Here is a 22,519-nt window from a genome sequence, read left to right on the forward strand (position 1 = left end):
ATTGCCGGCATGAGACTTCTCCCCCAAAAATAGAAAAACATTCACAGGCTGCTGCCGAGCACATGGCTCACGAAAGCAAACGATTCAAAGGATGTGATTCGAGCTTCATTTACCGGAGACAACTCGGCAGTCCGCGCCCCTCTCGCCACCGTGCTCCCGAGGGGTACCTCTGTCAACCCCATGGAGCGACCGGCAGGACGTAGGGTGCTCGACAAGGAGGCAGCAGCGATGAACGGGATCCGCGTCGGCCGCGCGCCGTCGATCAGAGCCGGAATGGGCGCCACTGTGTACGACGGCGGCGTGACGTTCCGGGTATGGGCGCCGCATGCAACGGACGTCGCCGTGACGGGCTCGCTCGGGTCGGACGGCATCGAGGTGGTCATGCCGCTCGCCGCGGAGCCCGCGGGCCTCTGGTCAGCCGATGTCGAAGGTGTCGTCGCGGGGGCCCTCTACGAGTTTCACGTGGGTGGCGCGGATCCGCCGCGACGCAACGATCCCTACGCCCGCGAGCTCACCCACTCCGCCGGCAGTTCGGTGGTCTCCGCGACCGACTTCGACTGGGGACCGGACAACTACCGCACGCCGTCGTGGGACGACTTGGTGATTTATGAATTGCACGTCGGCACCTACAACGACACCGTCGGCGGTCCGCCGGGCAGCTTTGACAGTGTCGAGGCCCGGCTCGACCACCTGGCCGGCCTTGGCGTCAGCGCAATCGAACTCATGCCGTCGATGGAATTCATGGGCGATTTCTCCTGGGGATACAACCCGGCACATCTGTTCGCGATCGAACGCACGTACGGCGGCCCGCGTCGACTCAAGGAACTCATTCGCGCCGCACACGAGCACGGCCTTGCGGTGATCTTTGATGTCGTCTACAACCACCTCGGGCCGCAAGACCTCGATCTTTGGCGATTCGACGGCTGGCACGAGGGTGACGGCGGCGGCGTTTACTTCTACAACGACGACCGCAGGTTCACTCCCTACGGCGAGACCAGGCCGGACTACGGCCGTCCGGAGGTCCGTCAGTTTCTCGCCGACAACGCTCGCATGTGGCTGGAGGAATTCCGGATCGACGGGCTGCGGTGGGACATGACCGCACTCATCCGTAATCAGCTGGGTGGCAACGATCCGGCGGCGGACATCCCCGACGGCTGGCGACTGATGCAGCGCGTCACCAATGAGACGATCGCGCGGCAGCCGTGGAAACTCCACATCGCCGAGGATCTGCAGAACAACGGTTGGCTGACCCGCGACGCCGAGGATGGTGGGGCGGGGTTCGGTAGCCAATGGGACGCAGCCTTCGTGCACCCCGTCCGCCGCGCACTGACCGAGGCTGAAGACGCGAACCGCAGCGTACAAGCGGTTGGCGACGCAGTCAGCCATGCCTATCCGGGAGGTTGGCTTCGCCGTGTGATCTACACCGAATCACACGACGAAGTCGCCAACGGCAAAGCCCGCCTGCCGCAGGACATCACTCCTGGCGATCCCGGCAGTTGGCACGCACGCAAGCGATCGACACTCGGCGCTGCGCTCGTCTTCACCTCGCCTGGTATCCCGATGATCTTCCAAGGCCAGGAACTCCTCGAGGACGAGTGGTTCCGCGACGACGACCCCATCGACTGGACGAAAGCGGATACCTACGCCGGCATCCTCAGCATGTACCGCGATCTCATTGCCCTCCGCCGTGATCGACGCCAAACGACCCGCGGCCTCCGCGGCGCCTCCGTCAACGTCCACCATGTCAACGAGTCCGGCAAAGTACTCGCCTTTCACCGCTGGGACGCGGGCGGCCCACGAGACGACGTCGTCGTCATCGCCAACCTTGCTGATCACGGCTACTCCGACTACCGCGTCGGGTTTCCAAGGCCCGGGACCTGGCGCCTGCGCTGCAACACGGACTGGCAGGGCTACAGCCCCGACTTCGGCGCGCACGCCACCTTCGACACGGCCACCAACGACTGGCCACGCGATGAGATGGCGTGGAGCGCCAGCACCGGCCTACCGCCCTACACCGTGCTCATCTACTCGCAGGACTCGTGAAGGCAGCGTCACCCGGGTGGGGTGAGGTGGGTCGGGTGCGGTGGCTACAGGGTGGAGGGATCGGGTCCGCCTCGAGGGGAGTAGCGCGATGTCGACTCTGACGGTCTGGAAGTTCGCGAGCTGGGACGGGGCGAATCAAGCGATCGCCACCTTGGAGGCGCTGGCCAAGCAGGACCTGATCAAGATCCACGACGCCGCGTCGGTGTCGTGGCAGCCGGAGAAGCGCCGGCCCAAGACCCGGCAGCTGCGCAGTCTGACCGGGGTCGGCGCGATCGGCGGCATGTTCTGGGGGATGCTCTTCGGGATGATCTTTCTGATGCCGCTCGCCGGTGCTGCCATCGGTGCCGCTTCAGGGGCCATCGCTGGATCGCTGACCGATGTGGGCATCGACGACGATTTCATCAAAGCCGTCCGCGAGCAGGTCACTCCCGGCACGTCGGCGCTGTTCCTGATGACCAGCGACGCCGTACAGGACAAGATCAAGGCCACCTTCGAGGCGACCGGGCTGCGGAAGCCACAGCTTATCCAGTCGAACCTGTCGAACGAGCAGGAGGAGGCGCTGCGCGAGATGTTCGCCGGCTAGCCAACGGCCCTGCGAGGTTCAGCGGAAGAGGTCGAGGCCGTTGCCGATCATGACGGCAGCCAGCACGGTCAGGAGCACGATGGTGATCGTGTTCAGGTTGGTCAGGAGCCAGGTCTCGAGGGATTTCAGGGTCCGCGCGGACCTCTCTGCTCCGATGACGGCGACCGCCAGCAGCGGAAGGAGAACTGTCAGCGAGGCCACGGTGACGAAGACGGCCACCGCACCGATCACGGGCCCAGGACGAAGCCCTGCCCCGCCGATGTAGCTCCCGGCGCTCAGCACCAGCGGAAGGTTCTTGACGTTCGCCAGAACCGCGGCGGCACCCGTCAGCACCAGGGCGGGTGCGGAGAGCGTCACGATGCGATCGACGATTGCCGGCCGAGGTGGAGGAGCACCAGGCTCCGGACGTTTGCGCCAGTACCTGACCGCGAGAATCGCGAACAGTACGCCGACTGCCAGTTGGACGAGGTCGACGCCGTCACGCGCTGCCTCTCCGTTGTCCTCGGCGACCGCGTCCGTGAACCCTGCGACGAGTCCGGTCGCGATCGCCAAGGCACCGACCCAGCCGACGGCGAAGCACAGCCCGGCTCGGACCGGTCGGGTGGACATCAGCACCAGCACGATGCAGACCATCGGCACCGGACTCAAGGCGATCGCCATCGCCTGCGGAAGGACAGCACCAACGACGGGCCACAACCTGACCACTCTCCCTCGTCGAGCGGACGTCGTCTAAGAGTCCACGGACAACGGAGGCGGCGCAATGCTCAGGGATCCTTCGGCGGCCGGGTCGGCGGGACCTGCATGACCTCGAGGATGTCCACTCCCAACATGTCGAGGTGGTTGAGGATGCCGGCCAGCGCCGCCTGGTCGGCGAGGTAGCCGTGCAGAACCGTCTGCGCAGGCTCCGGATCGGCCGCCAGTGAAGGGAAAGCGTCCGTCAGGTCGCGCGACAGGTTGCCCTTCACCCGGATGACGTAATGGCCCATGGGAACGCCCCTTTCACGGCCCGTCGACACGACTCTGCTGCGCCCGTCGCCGGGAAACATCACCCTTCTCGGGCGACGGGCCGGCCGGCTACCGTGCGCAGACCAATCCAGGAGACGGCCACGGTCCCAAGCGGTCAGGACGGGACGCATCACCTGGATCGGGTGACCTGCCCGACGTCGTCGGGCCGAGGTCGGATGGTGTGCGGATCAGTTCGACGTGCCCATGCTGTCGGCATGACGGCGTCCGCTGGGAGACGAGTTCTGCCGTTGGTGATGGCCGCCCTGATCACGGTGCTGCTCCTCGGCCGGTCCGATCAGGCTGTGGCCGCGGGCTCCCCGGAGGATCCCGCCGCGCACAGGCTGGCCGAACGCTACGCCCCCGTGGTCAGGCTGCAGGAGGATTCGTCGAGCTGCGCGGACAGTGAGCAGTTCCAGCCCACCGATGTCGAAGCCGTCCTAGGGGACCAGCAGGTGGCGCTCCGTGGACCTTGGCGGCCGCCGGACCTGGTCAAACCCCAGCCGGAAGGCAAGGATCTGGGCCTCGGGTTCCCCGGCCATTTCCTGGACTTTCCCGGCGATCCACTGCGTCCCGGCTGCGACTATGCCGAGTGGTCGGCGCGCATCAACGCCACCCATCCGGCGACCGTCTACGCCCACGTCGCCTCGGACCCCGGGTTCCCCGGAAAGCTCACCCTGGAGTACTGGTTCTTCTACGTTTTCAACGACTACAACAACACCCACGAAGGCGACTGGGAGTCGATTCGGCTCGTCTTCGAGGCGGCAACCCCCGCGGCTGCCCTGACCACGAGCCCGACCGCCGTCGGGTTCAGCCAGCACGGCGGAGCCGAGCGAGCGCGCTGGGACGACGCCAAGCTGGAGATCGTCGACGGAACTCATCCGGTCGTCTACCCGGCGGCGGGTTCGCATGCCAACAAGTTCGGCCGCCGCCTGTACCTCGGTCGTGGCTCGGAGGGACTCGGCTGTGACGACACGACGAATCCAGGACCCGAGCTGAGACCGCGCGTCGCCTACGTGCCGATGGCTGACTACGTGCAGCAGTATCCGTGGCTGGCTTTCGAAGGACGATGGGGCGAACGGCAACGGTCCTTCTTCGACGGACCGACCGGGCCGAACATGAAGGACTCGTGGACCACGCCCATCCAGGACGCCGAGACGACCTGGCGGGATGACAGCACCACCGTGCCGGCCGGCACGCTGCTGGGCCCGAGCAGTACCGACGCATTCTGTACGGCGGTCGCGACCGGATCGAACCTTGTCCGCGAGACCCTCGACCGGATCTGGCTGCTCGGCCTGCTGCTCGCTGCCCTCGTCGTACTGATCTGGTTCGCGGCAAGCCGTACACGATGGAGCGATGCTGATCCGCTGCCCGCCCGGAAGCGGCGGGCCTGGGGCCAAGCGGTCAGTGCCGCGCTGCGGTTGTTCCGGGCTCGACCGGGCCTGTTCGCAGGCTTCGCGGCGGCGTTCGTCGTGCTGAGCCTGGTGACGATCGTGCTCGCCAGGGTGCAGATGGCCAGACGTGACGCTCCTGCCGACCTTGCTGCTCCAACCGAAAGTGCGCCCGGTTTCTGGGCCTCTCTGGTCGCGCTGGCAGTTACGCTCCTCACCATTGCGACGTACTTCGCGCTCCTCGCAGCCGTCACGGCGACTCTCGACCAACTGGACCGCGGTGTCCCGGTGACAGCCGCGCTCATGGTGCGCCAGGTGGTGTCGGACTGGAGGCCGCTGACCCGAGCAGCCGTGCAGTACGTCGTCGTGATCGCCGCCCTCACGATCTTCGTCGCGACGATCCCGTTGGCTGTCTACTACGCGGTCAGCCGTGCGTTCGCCGTACCGATCGTGGTGGCGGAGCGCTGCTCGGGAGGTCCTGCGCTGAGGCGCAGCCGGATGCTGGTCAGGGGTCGATGGTGGCGGACCGCTGTCCCGCTCGCGATCATCATCGGGCTAGGCCTGGCGGCAGGGCCGGTCGCCGGGATCTCGTTGCTACTCGGCACGGACCTGTCTCCCACGCTGATCAACGTGGTGTCGTCGCTGCTCTTCGCCCTGGCGATGCCGGTCGCCGCCGCGGCCGTTGCGTACCTGTACTTCGACCGCGCCGCATCGATGCCGGAGTCACCTGGATCGGGTGAGATGCCGGACGCAGGCCGAACCTATTCTCGGGATGGCGACGGGCGCGTCGAGCAGGACCTGCCATCGGTGCGCTCCGACTCCTGAGCGGACCAGAGGAGGTCGAGATGGTCCAGCCCGACGGCGAACCGCCGACACCGGAACCCACGCCCCCGGCGGACCAGGGCCGCTTCGGGTCTGCCCGCCGCCTGCCGGTCGCGATCGCAGCCGGCGCGATCGTCGGTGCGCTCATCACCGCACTGATCTTCGTCGTAGTGCAGCGCGACGGAAGCACGGCCGGCGCATCGTTGTCGACAAGCCAGGCGGACTCAGGTACGGCGATGTGCGCGGCGACCCCGGTGGCGGACCAGGTTCTGCCCTCGATCGTGACGATCGCGGCGCGCCGCGGCGCCCAGGCCGGGACCGGATCGGGCCAGATCTTCAAGGAGGGCGGCTACATCCTCACCAACGACCACGTCATCTCGGTCGCCGCCGGTGGGGGCACCGTATCGGTCCAGTACAGCGACGGCCACAGCTCCGACGCCGTGATCGTCGGCCGGGATCCGAGCACCGACCTGGCGGTACTCAAGGCCGCGGATGCCGCCGCGAACTATCCCCTGATCGGCCTCGGGTCGTCGGGATCGCTCCGGGTCGGCCAGCCCGTCGTCGCCCTCGGCGCGCCGCTCGGACTCGCCAGTACGGTCACCTCCGGCATCGTCAGCGCACTGGATCGGTATGTGCCGGTCCCCGGTGACGGAGTGACCCACCATCTGATCGGCGCCATCCAGACCGATGCGTCCATCAATCCGGGCAACAGCGGAGGCGCGCTGGTGGACTGCGCGGGACATCTGGTCGGAGTCAACGCCGCGATTGCCACCGTGCCGAACGCCTCCGGCGTCAGCGGCGGCGGAAGCGTCGGCCTCGGCTTCGCGATCCCGGTGGACCTGGCGAAGCCGATCGCCGACGAACTCGTCCGCACCGGGAAGCCGGGTCACCCGACGACCGGACTCCAGGTCCAGGAGATACCGCCTGCGGTCGCCAAGTCGGCGGGTACGCCGACCGGACTCTTCGTGCTCGCGGTCGACGCCGGGGGCCCTGCTGCCAAGGCCGGGCTGAAGGCAGGTGACATCATCACCAAGGTCGGCGACGAGCCGGCCGTGAGCAGCGAGCAGATCGTGGTCGCGACCCTGACCCGCGAGGTCGGCGACACCCTTGAGCTGACCTACCTGCGGGCAGGTACGTCGGCCACCACGACCCTCACGCTGGCGGCACCGTAGCGCCGACGGCCGGCGGCGCCGGCTGCGAGGCGAGCAGGTCGAGGCCGAGCCGGCGGGCGAGAAACTGGGCCGCCAGTTGGCCTTTGACGCTGTTGCCGGCCTGATCGAGCCGTGGCCCGAACGTACCCAGCGCACCCTTGCCGGGCGAGACCGTCACGATGCCGCCACCGATCCCGCTCTTGCCCGGGACCCCGACGTCGAGCAGCCAGTCACCGGAGGTTTCGTACAGACCCGCGATCGTCATCACCGCGAGGGTCACCCGCGCGACGTCCGGGTCGATCACCCGCTCCTGCGTCACTGGACAGACACCGCCATCCGCCAGCGTTGCTCCCATCACCGCGAGGTCCGTCGCGGCGACACTCAGGCAGCTCTGCCGGGTGTAGAGCTCGGTCGCTTCGTCGGGATCACCGGCCAGTCCGGCAACACTCCTGAGGAGAGCAGCCAGGGCGCGGTTGCGATGGTTGGTGGCCAGCGCCGACGCGAGAACGTCCGGGTCCAGGCGGAGCTCACGGCCGGCGAAGCGGGACAGCCCGTCGACGATGAACTGCCAGCGGTCGTCCAGCGACTTCCCCGGCGTCAGGCTGGTCGTCGCGATCGCACCGGGATTCACCATCGGATTGGTCCGCCCCGCCGCCGATTGTTCGACCGCCTGCACAGAGTTGAAGGGCAACCCGGTCGCATTCACGCCCACCAGGGTGCGGATGGCATCGACGCCCACCGCCTGACACGTCAACGCGAAAACGAACGGTTTGGCGACGCTCATGATCGTGAACGACCGACGGGAGTCACCCGCCTCGAACAAGCGGCCGTCCGTGGCCGCGACGCAGACCCCGAAGGCATCCGGATCGACCTGCGCCAGCGCGGGATACACGTCCGTCACCGCACCATCGTCGCTGCCGCGAAAACGCTCGTACGCCGCTTGGACCAGCTCGGCGACGGTAGCGTCCACCGGCAGGCCGCCGGTGGAGACGTACCTGTCGACGGTCGGCATGTCAGAACGGCCAGACCAGTGGGACGATCACCAGCGCCGTGAGCAGCCACCACGCCATCACGACGAGGCCGAGCTTCCAGTAGTCGCCGAAGCGGTATCCCGCCGGGCTCATGATCATCATGTTCGCGGGTGTGGAGATCGGAGTCAGCAGCGCTGCCGCCCCGGCGACGGCGATCAGCATCAGGACCGGGCGCACGGAGGTACCGGTCCCCTGGGCGGCCGCCACCGCGATCGGCGTGACGATCAGCACCGTTGCGGTGTTACTGACCATTTGTCCCAGCGCGGCGGTGAGGACGAAGAGTGCCAGCAGCAACAAGTACGGCCGGCCCGGGCCGACCGCGTCGATGATCAGATCGGCGATCCGCTCCGCGCCACCGCTGTTCCGGATCGCGACCGACAACGGAATCAGGGCCCCGATCAGTACGACGATCTCCCAGGAGATGGCGCGATAGGCCTGTCGCGGTCCGACCACCTTCGACAACACCATCGCTGTCGCGGCGAGCAGACCCGCCATTGCGGGCGGGACGGCGCCGGTCGCGAGCAGGACGATCATCGCAGCGAGGATGGTGACGGCGATCGACGCCTTCGGCCCCCAGGGCACGGCCTGGCGCCGTACGAGTTCAGGCGAGTCCACGAGCAGGACGTCCCGGTCCCGGGTGAGCTCGTCGAGAGCCGGCCACGGGCCGTGCACGAGGATCGCATCGCCCTCGTGCAACTCCGTGTGCCTGTTGCCACGGTCCTTGCCCATCCGCTGTACGGCGATGATGACCAGGTCACGTCCTCGGTGCATTCCCGGGAAGACGGTCTCGCCGACGAGTGACGACCGTGGCGGGATGACGACCTCGACCACACCGGTTTCCCGGGTCATGAGGTTGTCGACCGGCATCGGTTCCATGCTGACCGCGAGCAAGGAGTCGGAGGTCAGGCTGCTCACCTGATCCGACGGGCCGGTCACCACCAACACGTCACCGACATCGATAGCCGCGTCCTCGCGGATCCGTCCCCGTCCGTCCTGGACGCCGACGATCCCCACACCCGGGTACGGCGAGAGGTCGAGGTCGTGCACCTCGAGCCCGAGCAACGGCGACCGCTCTCGCACGCGCAGCCGGTAGAAGCCGTTCGGCAGCGCGTAGTGAATGTCGAGCGTCTGAGCGTGCAAGGAAAGATCGGCGCTCGGATGCGCCGGCCGGGCGGCGGGCAGCAGTCTGGGACCGAGGAGCACCGAGATGCCGATGGTGCCGAGGACGAGCGGGACTCCGACCACGGCGAAGGAGAAGAACGGAAACGCGCCCGCACCGGCATCGCTGGCCGCGTCGGAGACGATGATGTTGACCGGCGTACCGGTCAGCATCAACAGGGATCCGGCGCTCCCGGCGAAGGTCAGCGGCATCAGCATCCGTGATGGCGGTTGGCCGGCGCGGACGGCGAGCATGACCACGAGCGGAAGCAGAGCCGCGACTGCGCCGTTGAGCGTGATCAGGGCCGACAACACAGCACACAGCCCCGTGATGGCGATCAACAGCCGGGCCCGGGTGGTTCCGGCGTACCGGACGATTGTCTGGCCCGCCCAGGCAGTCACCCCGGTGGAGTCGACGCCCTCGCTCACCACGAACAGCGTGGCGATGAAGATCACTACCGGGTCGCCGAAGCCCGCGAGTACGGCGGTGAAGTCCAGCACGCCAGTCGCCCACAGGGACAGGGCGACCAGCACCGCGACGACATCGACGGGCAGTCTGTTCCAGACGAACAAAGCAACGGCGAGCCCCAGGATGATCAGGCTCAGCGTGCCGTCATCCATGGCTCAGATGCACTGGTGCGGACGGACCCCACGGAATCCCGATCAGATACCACGCGATGTAGAAGAGCGTCCAGGTGATCAGCACGATGAAGGTGTACGGCAGCATCATCGAGACCACGGTGCCCATCCCGGCCTTCTTCCGGTACTTCTGGCAGACCAGCACGATGAACGGCAGGTAGACCATCAGCGGCGTGATCACGTTGACCGGACCGTCGCCGACCCGGTAGGCGGCGATGACGGTCTGCGGCGCGATGCCGAGCCGGTAGAACAACGGGATGAAGATCGGTGCCAGGATGGCCCATTTCGGGATCACCCCGGGCATGATCAGGTCGATGATCGCGACGAGCAGGATGAAGCCGATCAGCAACGGCAGGGCGCCGATGTCGGCCCGCTCGAGCAGGTCCGCCAGACCGGTCGCGGCCAGCGTCGACATGTTCGTGTAGTTGAAGTAAGCGATGAACTGGGCGATCAGCAACATCAGGAAGATCAGCCCGCCCAGGCCGTTGAACGTCTTCACGATGGCGTTGATGACGTTCGTGCTGCCGGTCAACGACTTCGCGCCCCGGCCGTACCCGAGGCCGGCCGCGAGGAACAGCATCGAGATGATGAAGAGCAGACTGCTCATGAACGGCGAGGACCCGAAGATCTCGCCGGTCTCGGGGTTGCGCAGCGGAGCGCCGGGGATGAAGGTCAGCGCCGAGACGATGGCGACGGCGATCAGCAGGTAGTAGACCGACCACCTCAGCCCGCGTGACTCCAGCTCCATCTCCTCGTCGGTGGGCTGATGATCGACCGGCGCGTCGGACGGGGCCTCGGCCGGGTCGTACTTGCCGAGTCTGGGTTCGAGAAGGCGCTCGGTGATCACCGTCATGACGACTGCGCAGAACAGCGTCGCGGCGGCGCTGAAGTAGTAGTTGCTGGTGACATTGAGGTGGACGTCGGGGGCGACCAGCGCCACCGTCTCGTTCGTCACCTCCGCGATGATGCCGTCGGCCGGTGTGATCAGGATGTTCACGAAGAAGGCCGCGCTGACCCCGGCGTACGCCGCCGCGATACCGGCCAGCGGATGCCGCCCGAGCGAGGCGAACGCGGCCGCCCCCAACGGGATCAGGACGAGATAGCCGGCGTCGGACGCGACACTGGAGATGCCGCCGAGCAGGACGATGATGAAGGTGATCGCACCCCTGGGCGCCACTTTCACCATCTTGCGGATCAGGGCCGCGATCAGGCCGGCTTCCTCGGCGACACCGACCCCGATCATCGCCACCAGGATGACGGCGACGACACCGAAGTCGTTGAAGTTCTGGACGGCCGTGGTGAACATGAACCGGATGCCGTCGCCGTCCAGCAGGCTCTCGGCGGTGATCGTCTCTTCGCGCAGCTCGTAATCCGGTACGGCGGGCGCCGGGGGCGCGTCGTTGCCGGCGACACTCGTTCCCCCGGGGTACTCGGGACCGACCTCGGCCGTCGCCGGCTCGGCCACCTCGGTGGTCACACTCGTCCCGGCCCAGGACAGGATCTGGGACGCCAGGATGACGATGACGATGAGCCCCAGGAAGATCAGGGCCGGGTGCGGAACCTTGTTGCCGACCCGCTCGATACCGTCGAGAACCCGTTGCATTCCGCCTTTCTTGACGGGCTTCTCCGGCACCGCCTTGGCGTTCATGGCCGCGCCGTACCAGAACTGGTCTCCGTGGGGCGAGCGAACTCGAGGGCGAACTCGATCAGCAACTTGGTGCCGAAGCCGGTCGCGCCCTTGTTGCGCCACGCCCTGGGCGCCGGCAGCTGAGCCGTGCCCGCGATGTCCACATGGGCCCACGGGTGGCCGTCGACGAATTCCTCGAGGAACAGCGCGGCGGTGATGGATCCCGCGTTCACGCCGCCCATGTTGGTGAGGTCGGCGATCGACGAGTCGAGCTGCGATCGGTACGGCCGGTGCAGCGGCAGTTCCCAGACGGGCTCGTCGACGACGTCACCCGCGCGCCGCAACTGCTCCACCACGGCCGGGTTGTTCCCCATCACGCCGGCGATGTCGACGCCGAACGTTCGCAGGCAGGCACCGGTCAGCGTCGCGATGTCGACGATCGCATCGACCGGCTCCTCCGTGGCCAGCGCCAGTCCGTCGGCCATCACGAGACGCCCTTCGGCATCGGTGTTCAGCACCTCGACCGTCGTGCCGTTGCGCATCCGCAACACGTCACCGAGCTTCATGGCCGACCCCGACGGCATGTTGTCGGTGCACATCAGATAGCCGGTGACAGCCGACGTACATCCCAACGCCTGCAAGGCCGTCATCGAAGCGAGGACGGCCGCGGCACCGGTCATGTCGTTCTTCATCTGCGCGTGCGACTCGTCGCTCGGCTTGAGGCTGATCCCACCCGAGTCGTACATGACGCCCTTGCCGATCAGAGCGATCCGGCCGGTGGGCTCCTCAGGCTGGTAGCGCAGCCGGATCATCCGGGGCGGCTCCACACTCCCGCGGTTGACGCCGAGCAGACCCCCGCAGCCCATCTCGATCAGCTGGTCCTTGTCGAAGACCTCGACCTCGAGACCCGCCGGCGGACCGACCTCGAGGGCGACCTCGGCCATCCGGACCGCCGACAGTGTGGTGGCCGGGCAGTTGGCCAGATCCCGGCCCAGGCTGTACGCCGCGGCAATGACACGACCGCGTTCGACCCCGATTCCGACCTCTTCGGAATCCTCGTCGGCCACCACCAGCAGCGATTCGAGCGGAGCACGGTCAGCGTCCTTGCCGACGAAGTACCGCCAGCGGGCCAGTAGCACCCCTTCGGTCACCGCCTGGGCGAAATCGGCCCGGGAGATGCCCAGGTCGCGGGTAGGGACCTCGATCGCAAGGCGCTTGTGCCACGGGACGGCACGGGCGAACTCCGCCGCCAGATCGCGCGCGAGCGTGGCGTCGATCTGATCGGGCGCACCGGTCCCCACGGCGACGCGGACCGGGCCCTCCGATCGCGCCTGAACGAGCGTCTGGCCACGCTCTCCGGTGAATCCCGCGGACGCCAAGCCGGCCGCGTTCGTCCCGAGTTCCTCGCGAGGCTCAGCCCCGAGGGCAACCGGTACGGCGAGCGCGTCCACCTCTGCCTCCGCCTGCTTCAACGAAGCGACGCCGACCGTGACCCGGTGCCGGGTCGAAGGAATCGGATCGAAGTCGTCGGGAGTCGTGTTCACGAGATCTCCTCTCGCCGGAGCGTGGCATCCTCAGCTCGGCGGACAGGAGTGCGCCACCGTTCCGCGCTGGAAACCCCATCCCACCAATCGGCCGGGCCGCCGTCCTCCTCCGATTAGGGTGACCTGCGAACGCCTACCCAGCGCGCCGTCACAGGTCGTACGTCGTCCCTGACGCTGCGAATCACCCGGGGCGGGGGATAAACCCTAGGTCAGCCCGACGGTGCGGGCCACGCGGAGGGCCGCGGACCGCTTCTCCACCCCGAGCTTGCGATAGAGCGACATCAGGTGTGTCTTGACGGTGTTCTCGGTGATGTACAGCGCCTGGGCGATCTCGGTGTACGAGCTGCCGAGCGCGAGCTGCTCGAGCACGTCCGCCTCACGGGCCGTCAACCGGATCCGCGCACCGTTGACGACGGCATCGAGGCGATGCGGTGGCGAAGCGTGCGCATCCGGCCTGGTCCGCGCCAGCAGCGTCATCCCGCCGGACTCACTCGATGCGCTCCGGTAACCCGACAGCTTGTCGAGCGCGACGGCGGCGAACGGATGCGGGTTCGGACTCGCGAGATGCCTGCGCAGCTGGTCGAGGAACGCCGGTTCGCCACCGGCCGGGATGAGGGCGTGCAGGATTCGCTGTGGAGCCACCCGGTTCAGGGTGTCGACCAGCGAGGTATCGGCACCGGGCACATCGCCCAGGCGGGCCAGCAGGACGGTACGGAAGGAGGCTGCCGTGGACGCGATCGGAGGGTACAGATCCGGTCGGTCGAGCAACTGGTCGATCATCGCCGCGGTCGCTTGCAGGTCACGCCCGCCGATCGAGAGCATGGCCCGGGCCAGCTCGGCCTCGGTCTCGTTGCCGGTCCGGTCGAGCTCCCTGAGCTGCGCATCGATGCCGGGCTGGTCCCCGACCAGAACTGCCAGCCGGAGCCGCAACAGAGCCAGGTCCCGGGACAGGAACGACGGTAGCCGCCCGGCCGCCGCGGGATCGCTGGTGAGTTCCGTCAACGCCTCGTCGAGCCGACCGTCCTCGACCAGGAGCACGGATCGCAGGATCGCGCGCAACGCGGTGACCACCGTGTCCGAGTCGGCCACGTCGGTCGCGACCACGAGCTGATGCCAGTGCCGCGCAGTGTCCAGATCCAGCTGGCTCACGGCCGCGAATCCCATCACGACGTGGGCCCGGACGGCGTACTCCAGCGGTAGCCCCTGCTCTCCGACCACGTCGAGAGCGGCCCGCGCGGACTGGGCCGCGCTCTGCACCTGGCCGCGCACATACTGCACGACGGCACGGTGTGCGAGGCCACCGGCGACCAGCCGCGTATGGCCCACCATCCGTGCCGTGACGAGCGCCTCGTCCAGATGGCCGAGGGCAGCATCGAGTTCGTCGGCCCAGATCTCCGCCGCCGCAAGCTCGATCAGCAACCAGGCCAACCGCTCGGGGGCGAGTACGGCGCCTCGCCGATCGTCACCATCCGCCTGATCCAGCCTCAGCAGGGATCTCGCCCGTCCGATCGCGGTCTGGACGTCGTACCAGCCGTAGCGGGATTCCCACAGCCGCAGCAGTACGGCGTCTGCCGCCAGCGCGTCGTCGTCCGGTGTCACCGGCCGATCCGTCGTGCCGGCCAGGTCGTCGGCCGACGCCGCGTCCATGACCGCGCCGGCGACGTCCCCGGACACGCGCCGCAGCAGGCCGCGAACGCCGATCAGGTGTGGATGGGTCGTGAGATAGCCGTCCGGGAGGGCTTCGAATCCCGCCGTGACGAGACCGGGATCGCCGGCGGCGAGGATCTCCGGCCCGTGCGCAAGCAGGATCCGGGCCACCAGTGCCGGGTCGTCGGCACCCAGTGCGCTCCGCAGCGCGGTTCCGCCGTCGCCGCGGTTCTCGTAGTACAGCGCCGACCGGCGGTGCGCCCCGACGACGATCCGCGCGTCCTCGGTACTGCCGGTGGCTCGTCGCCGGAGCAGTTCGACGAGCAGTGGGTGGTACTGATACAGCGGTTCGCCGCCGGATCCGTCGGCGTAGGCCGTCACCAGCAGCCCGTTGCCGGCGAGATCCGCAAGCATCGCACCGGCGTCTGCGTCGCCGCTGAGCATCACGGCCAGGGGTCCGGTCACGGCGGTGGCCCCGAAGGTGCTCAGCAGCATCGCCTGCACCCGGTCGCCGAGGGTGCTCAAGCTTTCACCGAGCAGCACGTCGAGCACCGGCCGCTGGTTGACGACGGGCCACACGGCGGCTCCGGAAGCAGCGAGGGTCCGGGCCGCGAGCACCAGCGCTGCCGCCCAGCCGGCCGTCTGTTCCTGGAACAGCAGGATGTCTTCCGGGGTGGCCTTGTCGGCATGCGCCTGCACGAGCGCGGCAGCCTCTGCGTCGTTGAAGCGCAGATCCCCCGACCGCAACGTCAGGGCCATACCACTCAACTCGAGCTCGGGCACCGGCAGTGGGAGGTCGTACCGGGTGGCCAGCACGAGCCGGACCGCGTGCGGCGACTCCTTCAGAACCTGGGACACGTCGGCGACCGTCGCTGCCGGCAGCAGGTGGGCGTCGTCGACCACGATCGGATCCGGCGGACTCGTCAGGTCGGTGCCGACCGCCTCGTGGAGGGTTTGCCCCAGCGAGCCCGGCGACTGCCCGGGCACCCAGGCCACGGACTCACCCGACCGTCGCCGGCGCGCTACCCAGTCCGCCAGCAGGACGGTCTTGCCGGTGCCGGCCGGCGCGATCACCAACGTCAGCGGAGCCCGCACGCCGAGGTCGAGAGCGGTGTGCAACCGCTCACGAGTGACCAGCGTCAGCGGCGGCCGCGGGACACTCCCTCCGGCCTGGCGCTCACGCGCTTGGTCTGGCGTCGGGGTCACCCTCGCCGCCCCTCCCCTGGCCGACGTGCCCTGCTCTGCGCTTACCCGATCCTGCGTCCGAAATATCGAGACTAACTGGTGCACGCCGATCGCGGCAGGGGGTGACTCTTCGTCGTCCCCCGCAGCTCGAGCAAACCGATCACCCGAATCGGGTGAGGGCCGACGTCGTCAGCGCGCGTCGCGTTTGGCCTGGCGACGGGCGCCGGCGGCCTGCGACGACGCGTCCTTCTTCAGTCCGCCCGTGGTCTTGGTCGCCCGCGGACGCCGGCTGGTCTGCGGCGCGGGACCGCCGACGGGGACCGGAGCCGCAACGCCTCCGCCGGTCGATCGCGCCGCTGCGATCCGTTCGCTGCGAAGGTCCATCGACGCTCGCTTGGCGGCCGTCGCGACTGCCCGGCTCACCCGCGCCAGCACCGACTCGAACAACTCCGCCTTGTCCCGATCGCGTTGATTCCTGGGGTAGGACTTGCCTCGCCCGCCCGCCTGCGCGACGGCTGCACTCGCGCCACGTCGGTAGTTCTTCACGTACTTCGTCCGGACCCGCCGGATCCGCTGGTGCAAGTCCAGCAGTTCATCTTCGTCGAGGCCCTTCAACGCATCCCGTTCAGTCTCAGCCACCAGCATGCGCTCAGCATCTGTCAATGAGTTCAGCAAGCCTTGATTCATCGCAGTCTCCCCTAGCAGCCACCCGCAGCTTACGTCCGCACCTCGCCCCGGTCGAGAGCCGAAACAACCGTCACCGTGCTCGCGATCCAGCTGCTGATCGCTGAAGTTCACAGATTGCGCAAGGCCAGCGAGTCCAAGGCTGCTTGGGCATAAGCGTCGGCTTCCGCTCGCGAAGGAGCCGCATCGAGGCAGAGCAACCGTCGTCGGTGTCGCTCACCCAGGAGCAGGGCAAACAGCTGCTCGGCCTTCGTCCCCGCGGGTCCGAGCAACTCCGCCAACGCCTCGATGTACCGCTGCGGGCCGGCCGCGTAGAAGCCGCTGGCAAGCTCAGGAAACTGCTTCGCCTCCGCGATCACCATCCTGTGCAAGCCGATCGCAACGTCGGAGTGCAAGGTCATCACGAGGCGGACAGCCAGGGCTTCGAGGTCTGCGACCTGACCCTCCGGCAGTACGTCGCGGTTGAGCCGGCTGACCACCGCGGTGAACACGGCGGTCTTGTCGCCGACGTACACGTAGATCGTCCGCTTGGTGACCTTCGCATCAGCGGCGAGGCGGTCGAGCGACACGCCCCCGTAGCCGTGCTCGAGGAACAAGCGCACGGCGGCGTCGAGGATCTGCTCTCGCCGCTGCTCACGCTCCGACCGGGTCGGCCGGCCGCGCTTGCGCTGTCCGTCACCCACGACGTCGTCCATCCGTCCTCCGCTTCACTCGGTTCAAATGATACGGTCTAGTATCATTATGCTGGGCCCGACACACCGCGATCCGTGGCCCATCCCGTGGTGAGGAGATCCGAACATGTCCGAGTTGGTCGGCTACTACCGTCAGATGCTGCTGATCCGACGGTTCGAGGAACGGGCCGCCCGTGCCTATACCGAGGCCAAGATCGGCGGCTACTGCCACCTGAACCTCGGCGAGGAAGCCACCGTGGTGGGCCTCATGGGCGCACTCCGTTCGACCGACTACCTGTTCACCAACTACCGCGAACACGGCTATGCCCTGGCCCGGGGCATCGATCCCGGCCGGGTCCTCGCCGAGCTCTACGGCCGCAGCGACGGCGTGTCCAAGGGCTGGGGTGGCTCGATGCACCTCTTCGATGCCCAGGCGAGGCTGCTCGGCGGCTACGGGATCGTCGGCGGTCAGTTGCCACTCGCAACCGGTGCCGCGCTGGCGATCGCCTATCGGGGCGGCGACGAGGTGGTCATGTGTCACATGGGTGACGGTACGACGAACATCGGCGCCTTCCACGAGTCGCTGAACCTGGCCGCCCTGTGGAAGCTCCCCATCGTGTACGTCGTGATCAACAACCAGCTCGGGATGGGCACCAGCGTGGAGCTGTCGTCGGCCGAACCCGAGTTGTACAAACGCGCTGCGGCGTACCGGATGCACGGGGAACGTGTCGACGGCAACGATGTGCCGGCGGTCCGGGATGCGGCCGATCGTGCCATCGCCGCGGCACGTGAGGGCCACCCGACCCTGCTGGAGACCGTCAGCACCCGGCTCCGCGGCCACTCTGTCGTCGACCCAGCGACGTATCGGAGCAAGGAGGAGACGGCCGCGCTCCGAGCCGCAGATCCCCTGCTCGCGCTGGCCGATCGGCTATTGAACGACGGCATGATGACTGCCGCAGATCTGGACCGGCTCGAGGACTCGGTCGCTGCAGAGGTCGCCGCGGCGGTGAGCTTCGCCGACGCGAGCCCGGCACCGGACGTGAAGACGCTGTTCGACTACAACTACGCGACGCCGGTGCCGAACGACCTGAAGCGCCTGCCGGCTCAGCCCTTGTTCGCGGCGGTCGGCGCATGACCGTGATGTCCTATCGCCAGGCGATCCACGACACGCTGCGAGCCGAGATGCTCCGCGACGACCGGGTCTTCCTGATCGGCGAAGAGATCGGCATCTTCGAGGGGTCGTACAAGATCACCGCCGGCCTGCTGTCCGAGTTCGGCGAGCAGCGCGTCCGCGACACCCCGATCTCCGAGGAGGGGTTCACCGGCGCGGCGATCGGGGCGGCGATGCTCGGTCTCCGGCCGGTCGTCGAGCTCATGACCATCAACTTCTCCCTGCTCGCGCTCGACCAGATCGTCAACCATGCGGCCAAGATTCACGGCATGTTCGGCGGGCAGAGCAGCGTCCCGATGGTCATCCGTACGCCGGGCGGGGGCGGCCAGCAACTCGGTGCCACCCACTCGCAGAACGTCGAGCTGTACTACGCCTTCGTCCCTGGGCTGAAGGTGGTCGCCCCGAGCAGCCCGGCGGATGCGAAGGCGCTGTTGCTGGCGGCGATGCGGGATGACGATCCGGTGCTGTTCCTCGAGAATCTCGCTCTCTACAACGCGAAGGGCGACGTACCGGACGATGACGTACCGGCCGAGATCGGCCGCGCCGCGGTGATCAGATCCGGAAGCAGCATCACCGTGATCGGCTATTCGCGGATGGCCGCACTCGGACTCCAGGTTGCCGAGCAGCTGGCGAAGGGCGGGATCGACGCCGAGGTCATCGACCTGCGGAGCCTGCGTCCCCTGGACCGCGAAACGCTGGTCCGGTCGGTCCGCAAGACCCACGCCGCCGTCGTCCTCGAGGACGACTGGCTGACCTACGGAATCGGTGCCGAGATCGCGGCGACGATCTCCGACGGTGCGTTCGACCAGCTCGACGCTCCGGTCCGCCGAGTCGCGATGGCCGAAGTACCGCTTCCGTACGCCAAGAGCCTCGAGACCGCCGCACTCCCCTCGTCGGACGACGTCGAGACGGCGATCAGGCAGACCCTCGCGGCCGTCGGCCGGCTCCACTGAGAGGACACGACCATGGGCAAGATCCTGATGCCCCGACTGTCGGACACGATGGAGTCCGGCATCATCGCCGGCTGGCGCAAACAGCCGGGCGACACCGTCACCGCCGGCGAGATTCTGGCCGACATCGAGACCGACAAGGCGGTGATGGAGTACGAGGCCTACGAATCCGGCGTCCTGAGCCGCATCATCGTTGCCGAGGGCGAAGAAGTCGCCATCGGCCAGCCGATCGCGATCGTCGGCGAAAACGACGACACTGCGGCCGAGCCCACCCCAACGGCCGAGCCCATCCCGCCGGCCGAGTCCCCACCGCCGGTTCCTGCGGCGCCGAGCACCGCCGGCAGTGCCGCACCCGCAGCCCCGCCACCCACCGAGCGGCTGCCGGCGTCCCCGTTGGCCCGACGGGACGCGCACGAACTGGGCGTCGATCTCGCCACGCTGACCGGCACCGGGCCCGGCGGAAGGATCATCCGCGCGGACGTCCGGGCGGCCGCCGAGGCGATCACGACACCGGAGACGGTGACAGCGCCGGCGCCGTACGCCGGGCAGAGTTCGAGCCCGGCCGAGGAGGTGCCGCTCGGAATGCTGCGCAGGACCAGCGGCAAGCGGCTGGCCGAGAGCGCCCGCACCGCTCCGCACTTCTATCTCACGGCGGTTTCGGATGTGCAGCAACTCGTCGAGCTCCGGGCAGACCTCAACAGCCGATTGACCGCAGCGGGACGCCCCAAGATCAGCCTCAACGACCTGATCGTGCGCGCCTGCGCGCTCACCTTGCGGACGCATCCCGATCTGAACGCCTCGCTGGCCGGCGATGCGCTCCGCCGGCACCAGGAGATCCACATCGGCCTGGCCGTTGCCGTGGACAACGGTCTCCTCGTTCCCGTGCTGCGCAACGTCGATCGCAAGTCGATCGGAGTGATCGCCCAGGAGGCCACCGAGCTGGCTGAACGTGCGAGACAGCGACAGCTGAGTGCCGACGAGATGACCGGTGGAACCTTCACCGTGAGCAACCTCGGCATGTACGGCGTCGAGCAATTCACCGCGATCATCAATCCCCCGGAGGCGGCGATCCTCGCAGTAGGAGCCTCACGCCGCGAAGCCGTGGTCCTCGACGACGGATCGATCGCCGCGCGCACACGGATGCGCTACACACTCTCGGCCGATCACCGCATCCTCGACGGCGCCGCCGGCGCGCGCTTCCTGGCTGACCTCACCGACCTGTTGGAGAACCCCTGGCTGATCCTGGCGTGACCTACGACCTGGATCACCGAGCAACCGAACAGCAGCATGGCCGGGCGCCTTGGGGGCGCCCGGCCACTGGTGGGGGGTTTGGATCAGGGGCAGCGAGGGGCCTTCTTGCCGTCGGGGGCGATGGCGAACCAGGCGTTGCCGACGCCGTAGCCGGCGGTCTGGCCGAGCTTCTTGTCCTTGTGGAAGTAGTAGAGCGGCCAGCCGTTCAGGGTGAGCTGCTTGCCTTCCGCGCGGTCGATCGTGCCGACGGATCCGCGGTTGATCTTGTTGCTCAGGATCTTGACCCCGTTCTTGCCGGCCAGGACCGGTTCCCACTTCTTCGTGCACTCGCCGGTGCAGGAGGTGCGCGACGGGTTGGCGGAGTCGTTGTCGAAGCGGTAGATGGTCCGGCCCGCCTGGTTGGTGACGAAGGGCATGAATCCGTCGACCACGTTGACGGTCAGCGTCTGCACGTCCTTCTGGACCGGCGCCGTCGTCTCGGTCTGCTGAGTCGACTTGGCCTTGCCACCCTTCGGGTTGACCGCGAACCACAGTCCACCGCGGCCCTGACCGGCGAGTTCGCCGAGCTTGAGGTCGTCCTTGAAGTAGTACAGCGGCCAGCCCTTCAACGTGACCTGCTCACCCTCCGGGCGGTCGATCGTGTCGATCTGGCGCTCGTCGATGCCACCGCCGTCGATCTCGACGCCGGATCCGGCCAGAACCGGCTCCCACAACTTGGCGCATTCGTCGAAACAGGTCGACTTCGACGGGTTCGCCGAGTCGTTGTCGAACCGGTAGACGGTGCGCCCACTCGCGCTGGTCACGATGGGGCTCAGGCCGGGAACCTGCTGAACCTTCAGCACCTTCGGCTCCTCCTCGTCGGTGCCCGCCTGCGCACCGTTCGCCGGAGCGTTGTTCTCCTCGGTGACCGGCTGCGTGGTCGGCGTACTATTCCCCGCTGGAGTGCTGCCGCCGGCGGGCTTGTCGGCGAAGGCCGCACCGCATCCTGTCAGCGTCAGTGCGGCGGCAAGGGCGGTGAACGTCGCAGCAAGGGACTTCCTCATCAGATCCTCCGTGGTCTGGAACGCGTGATCTCGTTGTCTTGAACCGGGACACGTCCACTCCGAAGGATCGGTTCAACGGGTGCCAGATTTTTTCGCGAACCCCATCTCCATTGCTGTAAGCAACCAAATCTGCTCGGTCGCAGCCGCGCCGACATCCTGCCGTCGCCCCCTGAGCCGACAGCTAGCTTCGCGAGAGCAGGCGGGTCCAGAGGTTGTCCGGGACGAGCTTCGCCAACCTGGCCAGCCACGACATCTGCCAGGGGAAGGCAACGCGGGTCGCGCGGCGTTCGATGCCGTTGGCGATCTCCTGCGCGGCGCGCGGAGCGGAGATGATGAAGGGCATCGGGAAAGTGTTCGAGTCGGTCATCTCGGTGTCGACGAAGCCGGGGCAGACGGTGACGACGTGGATGCCGTCGGGCCGGAGGCGGACTCTGAGGGCTTCGAGGAGGTTGATCTGCGCGGCCTTGGTCGCACCATAGGCCTCTGCGCCGGGCAACCCGCGGTAGCCGGCGACCGAGGCGATCCCGACGATGACGCCGGCGCCGGCGGCCCGGAGCCGAGGGATCACGGCGTCGAGGCAGTGCGCCATACCGGACAGGTTGACGTCGAGATGACGCTGGAACGACTCGGCGTCGAAGTCCTTCAACTGCTTCCAGTAGCCGGCACTCAGGACGACGATGTCCAGGCCGCCGAGCTCCTCGACGACACGATCCGCCGCCTGCCGCACAGCCTCGGCATCGGTGATGTCGACCGGAACCACGGCCATCCGCCCGGCCGCCACGTCCTGCAGCGCGGACACGCGACGCGCCGACACAGCAACCCGCGCACCGCGATCCGCGAGCTCCCGCGCCAGCGCCGCGCCAATCCCCGACGACGCCCCGACGACCCAGATACGGCGCCCACTCAGCTCCACGGCCGATTCCTCC

18 protein-coding genes are annotated in these 22,519 nt (G+C 67.9%); 7 read left to right on the plus strand and 11 right to left on the minus strand.

The genetic code is table 11. The features are described from left to right. The first annotated feature begins 228 nt into the window (after positions 1-228). Positions 229-2,043, plus strand: coding sequence for an alpha-amylase family glycosyl hydrolase (locus EV652_RS20505; RefSeq protein WP_199238302.1), 1,815 nt, complete (start codon positions 229-231; stop codon positions 2,041-2,043). Between the two features lie 88 nt (positions 2,044-2,131). Continuing rightward, the gene (locus tag EV652_RS20510; RefSeq protein ID WP_132210806.1) at positions 2,132-2,626 is read left to right on the plus strand and encodes a DUF1269 domain-containing protein; all 495 of its coding nucleotides are present in this window, start codon (positions 2,132-2,134) and stop codon (positions 2,624-2,626) included. 18 nt (positions 2,627-2,644) lie between these two features. Here EV652_RS20510 and EV652_RS20515 read toward each other — a convergent pair whose 3' ends face one another. Continuing rightward, positions 2,645-3,322 carry a GAP family protein gene (locus EV652_RS20515; RefSeq protein WP_132210807.1) on the minus strand — a complete coding sequence of 226 codons (678 nt, stop codon included), beginning with the start codon at positions 3,320-3,322 and terminating at the stop codon, positions 2,645-2,647. Between the two features lie 68 nt (positions 3,323-3,390). Beyond that, positions 3,391-3,612 carry a DUF8691 family protein gene (locus EV652_RS20520; protein ID WP_132210808.1) on the minus strand — a complete coding sequence of 74 codons (222 nt, stop codon included), beginning with the start codon at positions 3,610-3,612 and terminating at the stop codon, positions 3,391-3,393. Positions 3,613-3,846: 234 nt separating this feature from the next. Here EV652_RS20520 and EV652_RS20525 point away from each other — a divergent pair, with 234 nt between their 5' ends. After that, on the plus strand, positions 3,847-5,844 hold the full coding sequence (locus tag EV652_RS20525) for a hypothetical protein (protein ID WP_132210809.1): 1,998 nt from the start codon (positions 3,847-3,849) through the stop codon (positions 5,842-5,844). Positions 5,845-5,864: 20 nt separating this feature from the next. Continuing rightward, entirely contained in the window at positions 5,865-7,013 is a 1,149-nt protein-coding gene (locus tag EV652_RS20530) for a S1C family serine protease (protein ID WP_132210810.1), read from the plus strand. On the opposite strand, the gene glsA is transcribed toward EV652_RS20530, so the two are convergent. The 7 genes from glsA to EV652_RS20565 form a co-directional block, all read right to left on the minus strand. Continuing rightward, on the minus strand, positions 6,994-8,004 hold the full coding sequence (gene glsA, locus EV652_RS20535) for a glutaminase A (RefSeq protein ID WP_132210811.1): 1,011 nt from the start codon (positions 8,002-8,004) through the stop codon (positions 6,994-6,996). The genes EV652_RS20530 and glsA overlap by 20 nt on opposite strands. A gap of 1 nt (position 8,005) precedes the next feature. After that, on the minus strand, positions 8,006-9,802 hold the full coding sequence (locus tag EV652_RS20540) for an SLC13 family permease (protein ID WP_132210812.1): 1,797 nt from the start codon (positions 9,800-9,802) through the stop codon (positions 8,006-8,008). After that, positions 9,795-11,468: an AbgT family transporter gene (locus tag EV652_RS20545; protein ID WP_132210813.1), complete on the minus strand. Its 1,674-nt coding sequence runs from the start codon at positions 11,466-11,468 to the stop codon at positions 9,795-9,797. Before EV652_RS20545 ends, EV652_RS20540 begins: the two co-directional genes overlap by 8 nt. Then, entirely contained in the window at positions 11,465-12,991 is a 1,527-nt protein-coding gene (locus tag EV652_RS20550) for a leucyl aminopeptidase family protein (RefSeq protein WP_132210814.1), read from the minus strand. Before EV652_RS20550 ends, EV652_RS20545 begins: the two co-directional genes overlap by 4 nt. A gap of 204 nt (positions 12,992-13,195) precedes the next feature. Next, positions 13,196-15,844: a LuxR C-terminal-related transcriptional regulator gene (locus EV652_RS45345; protein WP_132210815.1), complete on the minus strand. Its 2,649-nt coding sequence runs from the start codon at positions 15,842-15,844 to the stop codon at positions 13,196-13,198. Between the two features lie 168 nt (positions 15,845-16,012). After that, positions 16,013-16,468, minus strand: coding sequence for a hypothetical protein (locus EV652_RS20560; RefSeq protein WP_132210816.1), 456 nt, complete (start codon positions 16,466-16,468; stop codon positions 16,013-16,015). A gap of 149 nt (positions 16,469-16,617) precedes the next feature. After that, positions 16,618-17,202 (minus strand): TetR/AcrR family transcriptional regulator, encoded by a 585-nt coding sequence (locus EV652_RS20565; protein ID WP_132210817.1) that lies wholly within the window; start codon positions 17,200-17,202, stop codon positions 16,618-16,620. A gap of 103 nt (positions 17,203-17,305) precedes the next feature. On the opposite strand from EV652_RS20565, the gene pdhA reads away from it, so the two are divergent. The 3 genes from pdhA to EV652_RS20580 are packed head-to-tail and all read left to right on the plus strand — an operon-like array spanning position 17,306 to position 20,550. Beyond that, the gene (pdhA, locus tag EV652_RS20570) at positions 17,306-18,313 is read left to right on the plus strand and encodes a pyruvate dehydrogenase (acetyl-transferring) E1 component subunit alpha (RefSeq protein ID WP_132210818.1); all 1,008 of its coding nucleotides are present in this window, start codon (positions 17,306-17,308) and stop codon (positions 18,311-18,313) included. Next, on the plus strand, positions 18,310-19,302 hold the full coding sequence (locus EV652_RS20575; protein WP_132210819.1) for an alpha-ketoacid dehydrogenase subunit beta: 993 nt from the start codon (positions 18,310-18,312) through the stop codon (positions 19,300-19,302). Before pdhA ends, EV652_RS20575 begins: the two co-directional genes overlap by 4 nt. A gap of 12 nt (positions 19,303-19,314) precedes the next feature. Further along, on the plus strand, positions 19,315-20,550 hold the full coding sequence (locus EV652_RS20580; protein WP_199238303.1) for a dihydrolipoamide acetyltransferase family protein: 1,236 nt from the start codon (positions 19,315-19,317) through the stop codon (positions 20,548-20,550). A gap of 83 nt (positions 20,551-20,633) precedes the next feature. Here the strand turns inward: EV652_RS20580 and EV652_RS20585 are convergent, their stop codons facing one another. Both EV652_RS20585 and EV652_RS20590 read right to left on the minus strand, forming a co-directional pair. Further along, positions 20,634-21,593, minus strand: a complete 960-nt coding sequence (locus tag EV652_RS20585; protein WP_132210820.1) for a hypothetical protein — start codon at positions 21,591-21,593, stop codon at positions 20,634-20,636. A gap of 181 nt (positions 21,594-21,774) precedes the next feature. Further along, positions 21,775-22,506: an SDR family NAD(P)-dependent oxidoreductase gene (locus tag EV652_RS20590; protein ID WP_132210821.1), complete on the minus strand. Its 732-nt coding sequence runs from the start codon at positions 22,504-22,506 to the stop codon at positions 21,775-21,777. Between the last annotated feature and the right edge of the window lie 13 nt (positions 22,507-22,519).

The sequence above is a fragment of the Kribbella steppae genome (assembly GCF_004342025.1).
Taxonomy (GTDB): Bacteria; Actinomycetota; Actinomycetes; order Propionibacteriales; family Kribbellaceae; genus Kribbella; species Kribbella steppae.

Coding starts and splice junctions, on each gene's coding strand:
- EV652_RS20530 (WP_132210810.1), top strand. CDS start 5,865: ATGGTCCAGCCCGACGGCGAACCGCCGACACCGGAACCCACGCCCCCG.
- EV652_RS20505 (WP_199238302.1), top strand. CDS start 229: ATGAACGGGATCCGCGTCGGCCGCGCGCCGTCGATCAGAGCCGGAATG.
- EV652_RS20580 (WP_199238303.1), top strand. CDS start 19,315: ATGGGCAAGATCCTGATGCCCCGACTGTCGGACACGATGGAGTCCGGC.
- EV652_RS20510 (WP_132210806.1), top strand. CDS start 2,132: ATGTCGACTCTGACGGTCTGGAAGTTCGCGAGCTGGGACGGGGCGAAT.
- EV652_RS20525 (WP_132210809.1), top strand. CDS start 3,847: ATGACGGCGTCCGCTGGGAGACGAGTTCTGCCGTTGGTGATGGCCGCC.
- EV652_RS20585 (WP_132210820.1), bottom strand. CDS start 21,593: ATGAGGAAGTCCCTTGCTGCGACGTTCACCGCCCTTGCCGCCGCACTG.
- EV652_RS20520 (WP_132210808.1), bottom strand. CDS start 3,612: ATGGGCCATTACGTCATCCGGGTGAAGGGCAACCTGTCGCGCGACCTG.
- pdhA (WP_132210818.1), top strand. CDS start 17,306: ATGTCCGAGTTGGTCGGCTACTACCGTCAGATGCTGCTGATCCGACGG.
- EV652_RS20540 (WP_132210812.1), bottom strand. CDS start 9,802: ATGGATGACGGCACGCTGAGCCTGATCATCCTGGGGCTCGCCGTTGCT.
- EV652_RS20565 (WP_132210817.1), bottom strand. CDS start 17,202: ATGGACGACGTCGTGGGTGACGGACAGCGCAAGCGCGGCCGGCCGACC.
- glsA (WP_132210811.1), bottom strand. CDS start 8,004: ATGCCGACCGTCGACAGGTACGTCTCCACCGGCGGCCTGCCGGTGGAC.
- EV652_RS20560 (WP_132210816.1), bottom strand. CDS start 16,468: ATGCTGGTGGCTGAGACTGAACGGGATGCGTTGAAGGGCCTCGACGAA.
- EV652_RS20575 (WP_132210819.1), top strand. CDS start 18,310: ATGACCGTGATGTCCTATCGCCAGGCGATCCACGACACGCTGCGAGCC.
- EV652_RS20545 (WP_132210813.1), bottom strand. CDS start 11,468: ATGAACGCCAAGGCGGTGCCGGAGAAGCCCGTCAAGAAAGGCGGAATG.